The following is a 16,649-nucleotide window of genomic DNA, read 5'->3' as shown; positions in this document are numbered from 1 at the left end:
TCACGCAGGTCCGAGACGGTCATGCCGCGCCGGGAACGGGCACATTCGGGCAGCATCGGGCCCGCAACAGACCTGGTCACCGCCTCCTCTCCGCTGTACAAATTCCCCCAAGGCCCCACCGGGCCCGAACGGGCAGCCCAGCAGGGAGGCGGGTGACGACATGGGAACCAGGACGGCGGAGGAACGCCAGCGCGAGATCGTACGGGCCGCTCGGGCCACCGGCTCCGTCGACGTCACCGCGCTCGCCGCCGAACTGGGCGTGGCCAAGGAGACCGTCCGGCGCGATCTGCGCGCCCTGGAGGACCACGGTCTGGTGCGCCGCACGCACGGCGGGGCCTATCCGGTCGAGAGCGCCGGGTTCGAGACGACGCTCGCCTTCCGTGCCACCAGCCACGTACCCGAGAAGCGCCGGATCGCGGCCGCCGCGGCCGAGCTGCTCGGGGACGCGGAGACCGTCTTCGTCGACGAGGGCTTCACCCCGCAGCTCATCGCCGAGAACCTGCCCGGGGACCGGCCGCTGACCGTGGTCACCGCGTCCCTTCCGGTCGCCGGCGCACTCGCCGGGGCCGACAACGTCTCCGTCCTGCTGCTCGGCGGCCGGGTCCGTCCCGGCACACTGGCGACCGTCGACCACTGGACGACGAAGATGCTCGCCGGCTTCGTCCTCGACCTCGCCTACGTCGGCGCCAACGGCATCTCCCGCGAACACGGCCTGACCACGCCCGACCCCGCGGTCGGCGAGGTCAAGGCCCAGGCGATCCGCGCCGCCCGGCGCACCGTCTTCGCGGGCGTGCACACCAAGTTCGGCGCGGTCGGCTTCTGCCGGTTCGCCGAGATCGGCGCACTGGAGACGATCGTGACGAGCACGCTGCTGTCGACCGCCGAGGCCCACCGCTACTCCCTGCTCGGCCCGCAGGTGATCCGGGTCTGACCTTCCCACCAGACGCACTCCCCAGGGGATCCCGCGCACCTCGGTACCCCTTATGTCCCCATATCTCCAGGAGCGATCCATGCGAACCCAGAGCCGACGACGGCCACCGCGAGCCACGCTCGCCCTGGCCGCCGCAGGGACGCTGCTCGCCCCGCTGCTCTCCGGCTGCTGGGTCGGTGCGGGCGGGTCCGGTTCCGGCGGCGACTCCATCAACGTCCTGATGGTCAACAACCCGCAGATGACCGAGCTGCAGAAGCTCACCGCCGCCCACTTCACCAAAGAGACCGGCATCAAGGTCAACTTCACCGTCCTGCCCGAGAACGACGTCCGCGACAAGATCAGTCAGGACTTCGCCAACCAGGCCGGCCAGTACGACGTGGCCACCCTCTCCAACTACGAGATCCCGATCTACGCCCGCAACGGCTGGCTGCGCGAGATGGACTCCTACGTGGCCAAGGACCGGGCGTACGACCAGCAGGACGTCCTCGGGACCATGCGCCAGTCCCTCACCGCCGACGACGGCAAGCTCTACGGCCAGCCCTTCTACGGCGAGTCGTCCTTCCTGATGTACCGCAAGGACGTGTTCAGGGCGAAGGGCCTGACGATGCCCGCGCACCCGACCTGGACCCAGGTCGCGGACCTGGCCGCCAAGGTGGACGGGGCCAGGCCCGGTATGAAGGGCATCTGTCTGCGCGGCCTGCCCGGCTGGGGCGAACTGATGGCACCCCTCACCACGGTCGTGAACACCTTCGGCGGCACCTGGTTCGACAAGGACTGGAAGGCCCGCCTCGACTCCCCCGGGTTCGAGAAGGCGACGAAGTTCTACGTCGACCTGGTCCGCGCGCACGGCGAGTCCGGGGCCGCCCAGTCCGGGTTCGCCGAGTGCCTCAACAACATGACCCAGGGCAAGGTCGCCATGTGGTACGACGCCACCTCCGCGGCCGGTTCCCTGGAGGCGAAGGGCTCCCCGGTCAAGGGCAAGCTGGGTTACGCCCCCGCTCCCGTCGAGAGGACGAAGTCCTCCGGCTGGCTCTACACCTGGGCGTGGGGCATCCAGAAGGCCTCCCACAACCCGGACAAGGCCTGGAAGTTCGTCTCCTGGGCCTCCAGCAAGCAGTACGAACAACTGGTCGGCGACGAGATCGGCTGGTCGAACGTCCCGGCGGGCAAGCGCGCGTCGACGTACACCAACGCCGCCTACCGCAAGGAGGCAGCCGCCTTCCAGGACATGACGAAGGACGCCATCGAGAACGCCCGCCCGAACGACCCCGGAGTGCAGCCGCGCCCCGCGCCCGGCATCCAGTTCGTCGACATCCCCGAGTTCACCGACCTCGGCACCAAGGTCTCCCAGGAGATCAGCGCGGCCATCGCCGGACGCCAGTCCGTCGACTCGGCCCTGAGGAAGTCCCAGCAGCTCGCCGAGCGCATCTCCAAGGAGTACGAGGGACGATGACCGCCACCACCACGGCCCCCGTGGCCGCCGCACCCGCACGCGCCGCCCGGCAGCCCTCCGCCCGGCTGCGCGCCTGGGCCACCCGCGCCCCGCTGCTCCCCGCCCTCGTCTTCATGATCGCCGTGACCCAGTTGCCGTTCGTGGCCACGCTGGTGATCTCCTTCTTCGACTGGAACGCCCTCTACCCCAAGGCCCGCCACTTCACCGGCCTCGACAACTACCGCCAGGTGCTGACCGACGCCGACCTGCGCCACTCGGTCTGGACGACCGTCCTGCTCACGGTGGCGGTGGTGCTGGCCAGCCTGGTCCTGGGACTGGCCCTCGCACTGCTGCTGGACCGCAGGTTCCCCGGCCGGGGCGTGGTCCGCACCCTGCTGATCGCCCCGTTCCTGGTGGTCCCGGTGGCGGCGGCGCTGCTGTGGAAGCACGTGCTCTACAACCCCGAATACGGCCTGCTGAACGGGCTGTTGCACTACGTCGGCGGCCCACAGCCCGACTGGATCTCGAAGACCCCGCTGCTCGCGGTCGAAGCTTCCCTGGTGTGGCAGTGGACGCCGTTCATGATGCTGATCCTGCTCGCCGGACTGCAGAGCCGCGACCAGCAGCAGATCGAGGCCGCCCGGGTCGACGGCGCGAGCGACTGGCAGATCTTCCGCCACCTCACGCTGCCACACCTGCGCCGCTACCTGGAGCTGGGCGCCCTGCTCGGCTCGATCTACATCGTCCAGAACTTCGACGCGGTCTTCACCCTCACGTCCGGCGGCCTGGGCACCGCCAACCTGCCCTACACCGTCTACCAGAGCTTCTACCAGGCCCACGAGAACGGCCTCGCCTCGGCGGCCGGCGTGCTGGTGGTCATCGGCTCGATCGTCATCGCCACCTTCGCCCTGCGCGTGGTGTCGTCCCTGTTCCGTGAGGAGGTGTCCCGCGCATGAGCGTCGTACGACGAAACGGCCTGGGCCTGCTGGCCTGGCTGACCGGGATCGTGTTCTTCCTGCCGATCGCCTGGATGGCGCTGACGTCGTTCCACTCGGAGGCCGACGCGGCGACCAACCCGCCGTCCTTCGCGGCGTCGCTGACGCTCGACGGCTACCGCGAGTTCTTCGGCACGGGCGGCGGGGCCAGCCCCTGGCCCGCCCTGATCAACTCCACGGTGGCGTCGGTGGCGTCGACGGTCCTGGTCCTGCTGCTCGCGCTGCCGGCCGCGTACGCGCTCTCCATCCGGCGGGTGCGCAAGTGGACGGACGTGCTGTTCTTCTTCCTGTCGACGAAGATGCTCCCGGCGGTGGCGGGCCTGCTGCCGATCTACCTGTTCGCCAGGAACACGGGCATGCTCGACAACATCTGGCTGCTGGTCGTCCTCTACACCTCCATGAACCTGCCGATCGCGGTGTGGATGATGCAGTCCTTCCTCGCCGAGGTGCCGGTCGCGGTCATCGAGGCGGCACGCGTGGACGGCGCGAGACTGCCGACGGTCCTGGCCCGGGTGGTGGCCCCCATCGCGCTGCCGGGAATCGCGGCGACGGCGCTGATCTGCTTCATCTTCAGCTGGAACGAGCTGCTGTTCGCCCGGGTCCTCACGGGCGTGGTCGCCGAGACCGCCCCCGTCTTCCTGACCGGCTTCATCACCAGCCAGGGCCTGTTCCTGGCCAAGGTGTGCGCCGCGTCGCTCGTCGTCTCCCTGCCGGTGCTCGCCGCGGGGTTCGCCGCCCAGGACAAGCTGGTCCAGGGCCTGTCGTTGGGAGCCGTGAAATGAAGGCCGCCGTCATCGAGTCCGTGGGCCGCGCCGTCGTCACCGAGGTCCCCGACCCCACCCCCGGCCCCCGCGAGGTCGTCGTCGAGGTCGCGGCGTGCGGGCTGTGCGGCACCGACCTGCACATCCTCCAGGGCGAGTTCGCACCCAAGCTGCCGATCGTGCCCGGGCACGAGTTCGCGGGCGAGGTGGTCGGGGCCGGCGCCCAGGTCACGGAGGTCGCGGTCGGTGACCGGGTGGCGGTGGACCCGTCCCTCTACTGCCACGAGTGCCGGTACTGCCGCACCGGCCACAACAACCTCTGCGAGCGGTGGGCCGCGATCGGCGTGACCACGGCGGGCGGCGCGGCGCGGTACGCGGTGGCCCCGGTGGCCAACTGCGTGAAGCTCCCCGAGCACGTCCGCACCGAGGACGCGGCGCTGGTGGAGCCCCTGTCGTGCGCCGTCCGGGGCTACGACGTACTGCGTTCCCGCCTCGGCGCCCATGTGCTGATCTACGGCTCCGGAACCATGGGCCTGATGATGCTGGAACTCGCCAAGCGCACCGGCGCCGCGAGCGTGGACGTCGTGGACGTCAACCCGGCGCGGCTGGAGACGGCGCGGCGGCTGGGAGTGTCGGCGACCGCGGAGGGCGCCGACGAACTGGACCGGCCGCAGGGCTGGGACCTGGTCGTCGACGCGACCGGCAACGCGGCGGCGATCCAGGACGGCCTGGGACGGGTGGCGAAGGCGGGCACCTTCCTGCAGTTCGGGGTGGCCGACTACGCGACGCGGGTGACGATCGATCCGTACCGCATCTACAACCAGGAGATCACCATCACCGGCTCCATGGCGGTGCTGCACAGCTTCGAACGGGCGGCGGAGCTGTTCGCGAACGGGGTCCTGGACCCGGAGGTCTTCATCAGCGACCGGCTGCCTCTCGACCAGTACCCGCAGGCACTGGAGCAGTTCGCGTCGGGGGTCGGACGGAAGATCGTGGTCCTGCCGTAGGTCCTCGTCCTCAGGCGCCGGACGGGCTGAAGACAGCCCCTCCGGCCCTGGAGGACGGGAGGGGTGGGGGCGGCGGGTGCGAAAGCCCTCGACGCGTCGCCCACGGTAAGGGAACGGTAAAGCGCCTCCGCTCGTTCACCCGGCATGACAGCTATGACCCCTGGCTCGAACATCCCTCTGTCCGTCTCCCGCGTCGCGGTGGACGTCGCCGCTCCGGTGCGGCTCGACGTGTCGGGCCTGCTGCTGACCGCCGACGGCAAGGTGCGCTCCGACGACGACTTCATCTTCTACAACCAGCCCGCCGGGCCGGGCGTGACGTACCGCTCGGGCGGGGGCACGGCGCCGGACGCGATCACCGTCGACACCGCCGCCGTACCGCCCGGCATCGAGAAGATCGTCGTCACGGCGAGCCCGGACGCCACGGGGCAGACCTTCCAGGGCATCGAGCCCACGGCGACCATCCGCGATGCGGACGACGGCAGCGTGCTGGCCACGTTCACCCCGCCGCAGCTGGGCACCGAGACGGCGCTGGTGGTCGTGGAGATCTATCTGCGGGGCGGACAGTGGAAGGCCCGCGCGGTCGGCCAGGGGTACGCCGACGGGCTGGCGGGCATCGCGACGGACTTCGGTGTGACGGTCGAGGAACCGGCCTCGGCGCCCGCCCCGCAGCCGGCCCCCGCTCCGGCGGCCCCGGTCACCGCTCCCCCGGCCCCCGCCGCTGCCCCGGCCCCGCCCGCCCCGCCCGCCTCCGGCGCCGGGAAGATCAACCTCGACAAGGGCCGGGTCAGCCTGCAGAAGAACCAGACCGTCTCCCTCATCAAGGGCGGCCGCCCGCTGCTGTCGCAGGTGCAGATGGGTCTGGGCTGGGAGCCGGCGTTCCGCGGCAAGGACATCGACCTGGACGCGTCGGTCATCGCCTACGGTCCGCAGCGCAACCACATCGACAGCTGCTACTTCGGCAAGCTCACGATCCTCGGCGGCGCGGTGCGGCACTCCGGCGACAACCTCACCGGCGAGGGCGGCGGCGACGACGAGGTGATCACCGTCGACCTCGGACGCCTGTCGCAGGAGGTCACCGGTCTGGTCTTCACCGTGAACTCCTTCTCCGGACAGAAGTTCACCGAGGTCGCCAAGGCCTACTGCCGTCTCCTGGACGCCGCGACCGGCGAGGAGCTGGTCCGCTTCGACCTCACCAACGCCGAGCCCCAGACGGGCGTGATGATGGCCAAGCTCGTCCGGCAGTTCTCCGGCGAGTGGGACATGACGGCGATGGGCGACTTCGTGAAGGCCCGTACGGTACGGAACATGGTGAAGCCGGCCGCGCAGGCCCTCTGAGCGGCCGCGCAAGCAGTCGCGGGACACCGACGGGCGCCCCGGCCTGGGGCGCCCGCCGTCGGTCTAGGGCCGCAGCCCCTCCGTCAGCAGCAACAAATACCGGCGGATCTGCCTGCCCTCGCCGTCCGCCAGTTCGGACGCCGTGGCCACCCCGTGCGCCAGCCGCAGGATGTCGATCGACTCGACGTCCCCGCGCAGCGTTCCCTCCTGCTGCGCCGCCTCGACCAGCCGCCGGGCCGCCGCCTTCAGCGAGTTGCCGCAGGCCGTGACCGCGAGCGAGCTGCCGTCCGTGACGACGGAACCCAGCAGCGCCTTCAGGCCCCGGACCTGGATCATCCCCACGCCGAGCTCGTTCAGCCACTCGGCCAGCGCCTCGCCCGGCGGCAGCTCCCGCGCGATCTCGTCGGCCCGTGCCGCCATCGCTTCGACGGCGTCGACGTACACCGCCTCCAGCAGCGCCTGCCGGGTCGGGAAATGCCGGTAGAGCGTCCCCGAACCGACCCCCGCCCGCTTGGCGATGTCGTCGAGCGACGCGTTCTCCCCATGCTCGGCGAAGGCCTCCGCCGCCACCTTCAGCAACCGCTCGTAGTTGCGCCGAGCGTCCGCGCGCATGGGCTTGACCTGCGTCATCCAGATACTCCTTGCGAACCGGGGACCTTCTCCGTATCTTATCGAAGGTCAAACGGAGACAGTCCCCGCTTACCGCCGTGTACTCCGCGGGCAGTCCGACCTGCCCTTTCGCGCCTCACCGGGGACGCCACAACGGGAGAACCCATGTCCACCCCGTCCGCACCGCCCACGACGACCGGCGCCCGCTCCGCACCACCGCATCCCGCCAGACTCGGCACCGTCCTTCTCGTGATCGTGACCGCCTACCTGATGGTCGGCGTCGACTCGACTGTCGTCAATGTCGCGCTCCCCGACATCCAGCAGGGCCTTCGCTTCAGCGGCACCGGCCTGTCCTGGGTCCTCAACGCCTACACGCTCGCGTTCGGCGGTCTGCTGCTGCTCGGCGGACGTGTCGGCGACATCCTCGGGCGCCGGCGCACCCTCACCGCCGGCGTCCTGCTCTTCGCGTTGTCCTCGCTGCTCGGCGGGCTCGCCACCGAGGGCGGCTGGCTGCTCGCGGCCCGCGCGCTGCAGGGCGTCGGCGCCGCCCTCATCGCGCCGAGCACCCTCGCCCTGATCACCACCAACTTCCCGGAGGGGCCGCGCCGCCACCACGCCCTGAGCGTCTACGCCTCCATGGGCGGCATCGGCGGCTCCCTCGGCCTGGTCCTCGGCGGCATGCTGACCTCGTGGGTCTCCTGGCGCTGGGCCCTGCTCATCAACGTCCCCATCGGCCTCGGCCTCGCCCTCACCCTGCCCCGCTTCGTCACCGAGACCCCGCGCCACCCCGGCCGGTTCGACGTGGCCGGCGCGCTGACCGGCACGGCGGGGACGACCTCGCTGGTGTACGCGTTCATCCGGGTCTCGGAAGGGGGCTGGAGCGACGGCCAGGCACTCCTCGGCTTCGGCGCGGCGGCCACGCTGCTCGCCGGCTTCCTCCTGGTCGAGGCCCGCGCCGGACAGCCGATCATGCCGCTGCGTCTGTTCGCCGACCGGGACAGGGCCGGCGGCTACCTCAGCATCATGCTGCTGCCGGCGGGGATGTTCGGCGCGTTCTACTTCCTCACCCTGGTCGGCCAGCAGGCCCTGGGATTCAGCCCGTTGCGCGCGGGGTTCGCGTTCCTGCCGCTGACACTGGTGATGTTCACGACCGTGCGTCTGGTACCGCGGCTGCTGGCCCGGTTCGGCACCAGGCCCGTACTGCTCACCGGCACGACGCTGATCACCGTGGCGAGCGTGTGGCTGTGGCGGCTGCGGCCGGGCGACGGCTACGCGGCCGGTCTGCTCGGCCCGCTGCTGCTGATGGGCCTGGGCGTCGGCCTCAGTTTCATGCCGTTGAACGCGACGATCCTCGCCCGGATCGAGCCCCGGGAAGCCGGCGCCGCCTCCGGTCTGCTGCAGACCCTCCAGTGGCTCGGCGGCACCGTCGGACTCTCCGTCCTGGTCACGGTGTACGGCACGGCGACCCGCCACGCCACCGGATCCCCGGCCGACATCCTCGTCCACGGCGCGTCCCGCGCCTTCGGCGCCGGTGCCCTGATCACACTGACCGCGGTGCTGGTGGCGGGGTTCGTGATACAGGGAAGGCGTCGGCGATAGGCAACTGGAGTGGCCCGCACCCCCCGTAGCAGTGCGGGCCACGCTTCGGCGGCTCAGGCGGCCCAGGGCCAGTCGGCGTTCCGGGCCGCTTCGAGCAGGGGAACCATCCGGAAGGCCGCGTCCGAAAGGCCCCCGAAGGTGTGCCGGTTCGCCTTGCCCGACGGGCCGTGGCCCGCCCGGTAGCCGGCGAGGTTCCAGGTGTAGACCGGCACGTGCGCCGGGACCTGCTCGGTCGGGTCGCCGCGGTGGTTGAAGGTGTGCTGCTCGTCGGTGACGATCAGCACCCGGTCCTGCCCCCGGTAGTGGGCGCGGACCGCGCTGGTGGTGTCGGTGCCGCCCAGGTCACCGAAGCGGCCCAGGACCCCCAGGACCGACTCGCCCTTGCCGAACGCCAGCCGCCTGCTCGTGGTACCGAACTCGACGAGATCCGCGTCCGCCGCCCGCAGCGCGAGCGCGGTGCCGAAGATCGCCGCCGCGTCGGCCCGGTTGAGCTCCGAGCGGTCCGACAGCGGCGCCCACATGGAGCCGGACCGGTCGACGAGGACCAGCGTGCGGCCGGGCAGCGCCGGCACGTTGGCCAGCGAGTGGCCGAGCGCCTGCTCCAGCGGGTACGACCAGCGCAGCGACGGCGCGTGCTGGTACGCGGCGAGGTACCGGAAGGGGAACTGCCGCGAGCGCGCGACCTCCGCCGGATCGCTGATCTTCGCCGCCACCCGGGCCGCGACCTCGTCGCAGACTCCGGCCTGGTCGAAGTTGCGCAGGTTGCGGACCAAGGCCATCGCGCCCATGGACGGGATCACGGCCTCCCAGGCCGCCTTGTCCATCGGACCCTGCAGCCAGCCGGCCAGGGCCTCCCAGGTCATCCCGGCCGCCGCGAGCCGCTCGGCACCGCCCCTCGACGTCACGACCGCGCGCCGCCGCTGCACCGGCAGGGCCATCAGCTCGCGGTGCGCGGTCAGGACGCGGTTCGACGCGGGCGGCACCGCGGTGTCGGGGTTGTGCCGGCGGTCGAGGGCGTACTGGAACAGCTCGCCCTGCCACGGCTTGTCCGGGTCCGGCGCCGCGTGCACCAGGTTGAGGATGTCGCCGAAGCGGTAGCCCTTGGACGCGGTGTCGTACTTCAGCAGCGACTTGCCGCTGTAGAGACGGCGTACGGCGTCGGCGACGCCGCGCTTGACGGGCTTGGGGACGGCGCGGCCGTAGGTCGCGGTCCAGTAGGCGAGCAGCTCGCCGGGCTCGTCGGGCCGCTGCAGTACGCAGGCCACGACCTGGCGGTTCGACGGGCCGTCGGTGGCGCCCGCCGTCAGGCGCGCGTGTACGTACTCCGCGGCCCCCACGATCGAGGCGGTCCGCATGTTGCCCTCACCGCGCAGCCAGCCGAGCAGCCCCGCGGTCCACGCGGGATCCTCGACGGCGAGCTGCCGTACGAGCTTCGCGAAGCGGTCGTCGCGGTCGTCGCCGCTCTCGTAAAAGGTCCGCTGGGAAACGAAGTTGGCGACGGCGAGCAGGAAGAGCTCCGAGCGCGCATCACGCTCCCGGCCGCGGCCGCCCTCGTAGGTACGGAGCATCCGCCCCGTCGAGGTGACCCGCGAAACAGGCTGCGCACGGGCGGACTTGCGGTTGAATCGCGCCATGGTGAATTCCCCCGAATTCGTTGGAGTTCCGGAGGGAGGCGCCGCAGAAGGAGGATGCCCGAGATCAGGATTCGGCGACGGGACTTATCACCTGGCGCGTCTTGCCTTTTCCGCCACACCGGCCCTGAGCCGATGACGGGATTCGAACCCGCACCCCTGTTTCCAGGGACCAAGCCCCTGAAGTATCCGCTGCCTGCGCACCGGGCACCCACCTTGAGCTGCGCCTCCCGAGATCAGGTCGGCGGCGGCGTGGGAATCTCTTTGCAGAAGAAGTAGCCGCTGCCCGCGCACCGGGAGGTGCATGAAGTTGTGGTGTCCAGAGATCGAGGTCGGCGGAACCGACGTAGGTGCTCTAACCCCTGAGCTACACCGGCGCGTTGTACCGGTGGCGGGACTCGAACCCGCGGCCGCCCCATTATGAGTGGAAGTAGGTCCTGCCTTCGCACCTGGACGTGCATCACTCTAGGAGGGGGCCGCGGGACGGGCGAGCGAATTGATTCCCGCGAGGACTGTTACCGCTTCTGCCGCTTCCAGGGGCCGGTGATGGCCAGCATGATGCCGGGCTCCTGGATGTTGGCGAACAGCGTGCTGCCGTCGGGCGAGAAGGTGACGCCGGTGAACTCGCTGTATTCCGGCTCCTCGGCGGTGCCGATGTTCAGTTCGTTGCGGGCGATCGGGTAGGTGCGGCCGCTGTCGGTGGCGCCGAACAGGTGCTGGACGCCCTCGCCGTCCTCGGCGATGACGAGGCCGCCGTAGGGGGAGACGGTGATGTTGTCCGGGCCGTCGAAGTCGCCGTCCTTCGACGGGTCGGGGTTCACGCCGAGCAGGACCTTCAGGGTCAGCGTGCGGCGCCCCGGGTCGTAGAACCAGACCTGGCCGTCGTGCTGGACGGGGCTCTCCGCACGGGCGTAGGAGGAGACGATGTAGGCGCCACCGTCGCCCCACCACATGCCCTCGAGCTTGCGGGCGCGGGTGACCTGGCCGTCGGTGAACTGCTTGCGGACGGACGTGGTCTTCGCGTCACGGTCGGGGACGTCCACCCAGTCCACCCCGTACACCGTGCCGGTCTTCGTGGCCCGGGAGAGGTCGTCGACGAACTTGCCGCCGGAGTCGAAGCACTTGAAGGCCTGGAGCACGCCCGCGTCGTCGGCGAGGGTACGCAGCCTGCCGCGGCCGTGGTGGAAGCCCGCCGGCGGAGTCCAGCGGTACAGCAGGCCGTTGGGGCCGGACGCGTCCTCGGTCAGGTACAGGTGACCGCGCTTGGGGTCGACCACGACGGCCTCGTGGGCGTAGCGGCCGAGCGCCTTGATCGGCTTGGGGGCGCGGTTGGCGCGGCGGTCCTCGGGGTCGACCTCGAAGACGTACCCGTGGTCCTTGGTCATGCCGTTCTGGCCGGCCTTGTCCTCGGTCTCCTCGCAGGTCAGCCAGGTGCCCCAAGGGGTGTTGCCACCCGCGCAGTTGGTGGAGGTGCCGGCGATGCCGACCCACTCTGCGACATGGTCGCGGCGGACCTCGACGACCGTGCAGCCACCGGAGGCGGCCGGGTCGTAGACGAGGCCCTCGGTGAGCGGCACCGGGTACTTCCAGTTGGCGCGGGGGCCCTTCAGCTCGTGGTTGTTGACCAGGAGCGTGGCGCCGCGCGGGCCGCAGAAGGTGGAGGTGCCGTCGTGGTTGGACGGGGTGAACTCACCCGACTCCAGCTTGGTCCTGCCGCTGTAGGTGATGATCCGGTACTTGAACCCGGCGGGCAGCGCCAGGATGCCGTCGGGGTCGGGGACCAGCGGCCCGTAGCCGACTCCGCCGTGTCCGCCGTGCGCTTCCGCGTCCGCGCCGTCGGCCTCCGTGGACGCGAGGGCGTTCGGCGCGGTGGCGAGGGCGCCGACACTGCCCGCCAGCGCGACTCCGGCACCGGTGATCGCGGATTTTCTGGCGAAGTCCCTGCGGGTGAGCGACATGGTGTCTCCTGTGACGGTGTGCGAGCCGTGGAGGGTGGCGGACCTCGGGTCGGCGAAACAGTCCCGCCCGCCGCTGAACGGGGGTTGAACACGGGGCGACTTCACCGGGCCCGCTTCCATGAATCCGTAATGACTCACCCACGGACACCAAAAATCCCGCCGACTTCCGACCGGTGCCGGAAAGTTCCCCCGACCACCGACGCCGACGGCCCGAGTCCGCCCCGGCGACTTCGACGACCAAGCCCCGCAGGGGTCCAGAGGACGCAACCCTTGACAGGGTCCAGAGGACACGGCCCCCGGCGGGACCCAGACGCGCCCCAGGGCCGAGGGGGCGCAGCCCCCGGCGGGATTGAGGGGCGGGAGCCCCCGGGCAGGGTCCAGCGGGCAGAGCCCCCGGCGGGCCCCAAGGGACGCAGCCCCGGCGGGGTTGGAAGCGCAGCCCCCGGCGAGATTGCAGGGGCGGCAGCCCCGGGCAGGGTCCAGGGAGGCAGCTCCCCTGCTGAACGCAAGAGCCATGCAGGGGTCCAGGGGGCGCAGCCCCCGGGCCGGGTTGAAGGGGCGGAGCCCCTGGGGATGGGAAGGGTAGGGGCGGCGGGGGCGAGAACCCCCCACCCCAACCCCGTTCGGCCCGCAGCCGGGTACAGGGGCGAGGCCTGTCCCGCGCCCCCCGGCGCGCGGCCCCAGAGCACGGCCCCCGGCCAACGGGCCCCGCTCAACCCCCCTGCTGCGACCGCGCCTTGAACGCCGCCTTCCTGGCTTCCTTCGCGACCTTCTTGTCGGGGTGCAGGCGGCCCATGGCCTCCAGGACGTCCGCGGTCGCCGGGTGTTCCACGCGCCAGGCCGCCGCGAAGAAGCCGCCGTGCCGGCGGGCGAGGCCCTCGACGAGCGACTCGAGTTCCTCGGAGTTGCCTTCGGCCTGGAGCTGGGCGGCGACCGTGTCGATGGTCAGCCAGAAGACCATCTCCTCGGACGGCGGCGGCACGTCGGCGGCGCCCTGCTCGCTCAGCCACACCCGGGCCAGCCCGCCGAGTTCCGCGTCGTCGAGCACCTCACGCAGCGCGGGTTCGGCCTGCTCGCCGACCAGGGAGAGCGCCTGCTGGCAGCGCAGCCGGCGCAGCGGTGCGCCCGGGTCGCCGCCCCGCGCGGCGGCCAGCAACTCCCGTGCGGCGGCCAGTGGTTCACGGCGATCCAGCCACTGCTCGGTCTCCGCCCGGGCCGAGGCCGAGGGGTAGCCGGACGTCCCGTCGAGCAGCACGTCCGCGCCCTTGTCCGCGAGGTCACCGACGGCAGGGGCCGTCACTCCGGCCTCCTGAAGCCGCGACCGCAGTCCGTAGAGGCCGAGCGGGGTCAGCCGGACCATGCCGTAGCGGGTGACATCGGTGTCGTCGACCGGTCCGGGTGTCTCCTCGGCGGCGCCGCCGGTGCCGTCCGTACCGTCGGCGCCTTCGGCGTCGGTCATCAGCGTCTCGTCGACGGGCTGGTACTCCACGAGCCCGACCGGCTCCAGCACCCGGAACTGGTCGTCCAGTCGCATCATCGCGTCGGAGACCTGTTCCAGTATGTCGTTGGTGGGCTCCCCCATGTCGCTGGGCACGATCATGGACGCGGCCAGCGCGGGCAGCGGGACGGCCGCTCCGGCGGGACCGGCCTCGTTGACGGTGAGCAGGTAGAGGTTGCCCAGGACCCCCTCGAGGAACGCGGCGTCCGCCTCCGGGTCCCAGTCGAGCGACGAGAAATCGACCTCGCCGCCGGTGTCCATCGCCTCGACCAGGCCGTCCAGGTCGGGGACGCTCGCGTCGGCGACCACGGTCTCCAGGGCGGCGAGCCACACCGTGAGCACGTCGTGCGGGGAGCCGCCGGTCAGCAGGGCCAGGTCCGGCCCCGCGGCCACGGTCCCTGCCTCCTCGTCGACGATCTCCACCAGACCGGTGTCCACGGCGATCCGCCAGGCCTCACTGGCGAGCGAGGCGGCGTCGTCCCCGCTCAGCGAGAGCACCTCGGCGGCGGCCGGGAGCTGCTCGTCGACCAGGCCGCCGCCGGCGTCCACGCGGGTCTCGGGGCCGGCCCAGCGGGCGAGCCGGGCGGCCCGGGAGAGCAACGGCGTGGACAGCGCGTCACGCGCCAGCTCCGCTTCGGGGTGCAGCCGCACCGGCGGCAGGGGGGAGCTGTCTGGCATCGGCGGGTTCTCCTCGACCTGGATAGGGCTCAGCCGCTCAGCCTAGACGGGTTTCGTCCCATGCGGCCCGGTTCATCTCCCCGCCGCCGGCCGTATATGGCCGAAACCTTGACAACTGGCCTGAGCAGGCAGGAGATTGACGCGCGTAGAAGCGGGGGGACAAGTGTTCACTCACTTTCTGCGCGTGCCGACCACGCTCCACCCACGCACGCTGTCCCACCCACGTCCCGGCGCTCACGCATGTCCCCGGAGGGATCCCTTGCCGAGCAGGTCTTCCGCGCGCCTCGCCGCGCTCACCGTCGCCGCCGTCTGCAGCGCGGCCTCCACCGTCGCGCTCACCTCGCCCGCGCACGCGGACTCCGTGCGCATCCACGACATCCAGGGCACCACCCGGATATCGCCGTACGCCGGCCAGAAGGTGACCGACGTACCCGGCATCGTCACGGCCATCCGCACCTACGGCTCCTCCAGGGGCTTCTGGATCCAGGACCCGACCCCGGACCACGACCCGGCGACCAGTGAGGGCGTGTTCGTCTTCACCAGCTCCACCCCGAAGGTCGCCGTGGGCGACTCGGTCACCGTCACGGGCACGGTCTCGGAGTACGTGCCCGGCGGTGCCTCGACCGGCAACCAGTCGCTGACCGAGATCACCAAGCCGGTGGTCACCACCCTCTCCAGCGGCAACACCGTCCCGGCCGCCACGGTGATCAGCCGAAAGTCGGTGCCGGCGAAGTACGCCCCGGCCGGCGACACCGCCGCGAGCGGTTCGGTCAACGGCCTGGCCCTGCAGCCGGCGAAGTACGCCCTGGACTACTACGAGTCCCTGGAGGGCATGAACGTCCAGGTCGCCGACGCCCGCGTGGTCACCGCCACCGACCCCTACAGCGAGCTGTGGGTCACGGTGAAGCCGCACGAGCACCGCAGTCTCCGGGGCGGGACGATCTACGGCTCCTACACCTCGCAGAACACCGGCCGCATCCAGATCCAGTCGCTGGGCTCGACCGCCGACTTCCCGAAGGCGAATGTCGGTGACACCCTCACCGGCACCACCACCGGCCCGCTGGACTACAACCAGTTCGGCGGCTACACCCTCGTCGCCGGGCAGCTCGGCACCCTCAAGAGCGGCGGCCTGCAGCGGGAGACGACCCGCAAGCAGTCCCACGGCGAGCTTGCGGTGGCCACGTACAACGTCGAGAACCTCGACCCGTCCGACGCCACCTTCGACAAGCACGCCTCCGCGATCGTGCACAACCTCCAGTCGCCGGACATCGTGTCGCTGGAGGAGATCCAGGACGACAACGGCGCGAAGGACGACGGCACGGTCGACGCGAGCGTGACCGTGCACAAGCTGATCGACGCGATCGTGGCGGCGGGCGGCCCGAAGTACGAGTGGCGCTCGATCGACCCGGTCAACGACCAGGACGGCGGCGAGCCCGGCGGCAACATCCGCCAGGTGTTCCTGTTCAACCCGGAGCGGGTGTCCTTCACCGACCGCGCGGGCGGCGACTCCACCACCGCGGTCGGTGTCACCAAGGTGCACGGCAAGGCGCAGCTGACGGCCTCGCCGGGCCGGATCGACCCCGCGAACGCGGCCTGGAAGTCCAGCCGCAAGCCGCTGGCCGGCGAGTTCGTCTTCCGCGGCAGGACCGTGTTCGTGATCGCCAACCACCTGAACTCCAAGGGCGGCGACCAGGGCCTGACCGCGCAGTACCAGCCGCCGGTGCGCAGCTCGGAGGTCCAGCGGCACGCTCAGGCGACGCTGGTCAACGCGTTCGTCAAGAACATCCTCGACGTCCAGAAGGACGCGGAGGTCATCGCGCTCGGCGACATGAACGACTTCGAGTTCTCCGGCACCGCCAAGATCCTCGAGGGTGACGGCGCGCTGTGGTCGGCGATCAAGTCGCTGCCGACGAAGGAGCGCTACACGTACGACTACCAGGGCAACGAGCAGGTGCTGGACCAGATCCTGGTGAGCCCCTCGATCCGCCGCGACGGCGACTTCGACTACGACAGCGTGCACATCAACTCGGAGTTCAACGACCAGATCAGCGACCACGACCCGCAGGTGCTGCGGTTCCGGCCGTAGCGTTCACGCGCCGGACGACGCGGCGGGGGGGGGGGGGGGGGGGGGGGGGGGGGGCGGCGGGGGGGGCGGGGGGGGGGGGGGGGGGGGGGGGGGGGGGGGGGGGGGGGGGGGGGGGGGGGGGGGGGGGGG

Annotated in this window: 12 protein-coding genes; 8 read left to right on the top strand and 4 right to left on the bottom strand. The window is 71.3% G+C overall.

Going from position 1 to position 16,649, the window contains the following annotated elements; all coding sequences use genetic code 11:
* Positions 1-160 precede the first annotated feature (160 nt).
* The 6 genes from ACFY0F_RS38550 to ACFY0F_RS38525 all read left to right on the top strand — a co-directional run bounded on the left by ACFY0F_RS38550 (position 161) and on the right by ACFY0F_RS38525 (position 6,461).
* Positions 161-931 (top strand): DeoR/GlpR family DNA-binding transcription regulator, encoded by a 771-nt coding sequence (locus tag ACFY0F_RS38550; protein WP_388805699.1) that lies wholly within the window; start codon positions 161-163, stop codon positions 929-931.
* Positions 932-1,010: 79 nt separating this feature from the next.
* Complete coding sequence (locus ACFY0F_RS38545) at positions 1,011-2,384, top strand: ABC transporter substrate-binding protein (RefSeq protein ID WP_388805696.1); 1,374 nt, start codon at positions 1,011-1,013, stop codon at positions 2,382-2,384.
* Positions 2,381-3,319: a carbohydrate ABC transporter permease gene (locus ACFY0F_RS38540; protein ID WP_388805693.1), complete on the top strand. Its 939-nt coding sequence runs from the start codon at positions 2,381-2,383 to the stop codon at positions 3,317-3,319. The genes ACFY0F_RS38545 and ACFY0F_RS38540 overlap by 4 nt, the downstream gene beginning before the upstream one ends.
* The gene (locus ACFY0F_RS38535; protein WP_388805690.1) at positions 3,316-4,140 is read left to right on the top strand and encodes a carbohydrate ABC transporter permease; all 825 of its coding nucleotides are present in this window, start codon (positions 3,316-3,318) and stop codon (positions 4,138-4,140) included. Before ACFY0F_RS38540 ends, ACFY0F_RS38535 begins: the two co-directional genes overlap by 4 nt.
* Positions 4,137-5,126 (top strand): zinc-dependent alcohol dehydrogenase family protein, encoded by a 990-nt coding sequence (locus ACFY0F_RS38530; RefSeq protein ID WP_388805686.1) that lies wholly within the window; start codon positions 4,137-4,139, stop codon positions 5,124-5,126. Before ACFY0F_RS38535 ends, ACFY0F_RS38530 begins: the two co-directional genes overlap by 4 nt.
* A gap of 153 nt (positions 5,127-5,279) precedes the next feature.
* Entirely contained in the window at positions 5,280-6,461 is a 1,182-nt protein-coding gene (locus ACFY0F_RS38525) for a TerD family protein (protein ID WP_388805683.1), read from the top strand.
* 63 nt (positions 6,462-6,524) lie between these two features.
* Here the strand turns inward: ACFY0F_RS38525 and ACFY0F_RS38520 are convergent, their stop codons facing one another.
* The gene (locus ACFY0F_RS38520; RefSeq protein ID WP_388805680.1) at positions 6,525-7,091 is read right to left on the bottom strand and encodes a TetR/AcrR family transcriptional regulator; all 567 of its coding nucleotides are present in this window, start codon (positions 7,089-7,091) and stop codon (positions 6,525-6,527) included.
* Positions 7,092-7,235: 144 nt separating this feature from the next.
* Between ACFY0F_RS38520 and ACFY0F_RS38515 the strand changes: the two genes are divergently transcribed.
* Positions 7,236-8,669 (top strand): MFS transporter, encoded by a 1,434-nt coding sequence (locus tag ACFY0F_RS38515; RefSeq protein ID WP_388805677.1) that lies wholly within the window; start codon positions 7,236-7,238, stop codon positions 8,667-8,669.
* 53 nt (positions 8,670-8,722) lie between these two features.
* On the opposite strand, the gene ACFY0F_RS38510 is transcribed toward ACFY0F_RS38515, so the two are convergent.
* The 3 genes from ACFY0F_RS38510 to ACFY0F_RS38500 form a co-directional block, all read right to left on the bottom strand.
* On the bottom strand, positions 8,723-10,303 hold the full coding sequence (locus ACFY0F_RS38510) for a TROVE domain-containing protein (RefSeq protein WP_388805674.1): 1,581 nt from the start codon (positions 10,301-10,303) through the stop codon (positions 8,723-8,725).
* A 512-nt stretch (positions 10,304-10,815) separates the two neighbouring features.
* Positions 10,816-12,258 (bottom strand): alkaline phosphatase PhoX, encoded by a 1,443-nt coding sequence (locus ACFY0F_RS38505; RefSeq protein ID WP_388805671.1) that lies wholly within the window; start codon positions 12,256-12,258, stop codon positions 10,816-10,818.
* Between the two features lie 712 nt (positions 12,259-12,970).
* Complete coding sequence (locus tag ACFY0F_RS38500) at positions 12,971-14,434, bottom strand: hypothetical protein (RefSeq protein ID WP_388805668.1); 1,464 nt, start codon at positions 14,432-14,434, stop codon at positions 12,971-12,973.
* A gap of 259 nt (positions 14,435-14,693) precedes the next feature.
* Between ACFY0F_RS38500 and ACFY0F_RS38495 the strand changes: the two genes are divergently transcribed.
* Positions 14,694-16,520 carry an endonuclease/exonuclease/phosphatase family protein gene (locus ACFY0F_RS38495; RefSeq protein WP_388805666.1) on the top strand — a complete coding sequence of 609 codons (1,827 nt, stop codon included), beginning with the start codon at positions 14,694-14,696 and terminating at the stop codon, positions 16,518-16,520.
* Positions 16,521-16,649: the final 129 nt, after the last annotated feature.

Source organism: Streptomyces sp. NPDC001544 (assembly GCF_042894285.1).
Lineage (GTDB): Bacteria > Actinomycetota > Actinomycetes > Streptomycetales > Streptomycetaceae > Streptomyces.
This window is presented reverse-complemented; position numbering and strand designations above follow the sequence as displayed.